The following is a 287-nucleotide window of genomic DNA, read 5'->3' as shown; positions in this document are numbered from 1 at the left end:
GCGAGAAGCCGGTTTCCAGCCGGCAGGGCATTGGCGAAGGAGTGGAGGCGCGCAATCTCGCGCGAGGCGGCGATCGCGACCACAAGCAGGCCGCCGAACACGACGCTCCAACCGGCCGAGCGAATCGCCGTCGCACCAGCCGCCGCGAACAGGAAGATCACGCCGATCGCTGCGGCGATCACGTAAGGCAGGGTGATGCCGATCCGGCCGAGCGCCAGCCGCGCGTTCGGGGTTGTCCCGAACTTCGAAAGCCACGCTTCGATGCCGGTGAAGACGAGGCACAAGCC

General features: G+C 67.9%; 1 pseudogene. It reads right to left on the bottom strand.

Annotated features, from left to right (window positions below):
* Window positions 1–287 (bottom strand): annotated as a pseudogene (locus CWO89_RS45440) (Ti-type conjugative transfer system protein TraG); the annotation flags it as partial.

The sequence above is a fragment of the Bradyrhizobium sp. Leo170 genome (assembly GCF_004296405.1).
Taxonomy (GTDB): domain Bacteria; phylum Pseudomonadota; class Alphaproteobacteria; order Rhizobiales; family Xanthobacteraceae; genus Bradyrhizobium.
This window is presented reverse-complemented; position numbering and strand designations above follow the sequence as displayed.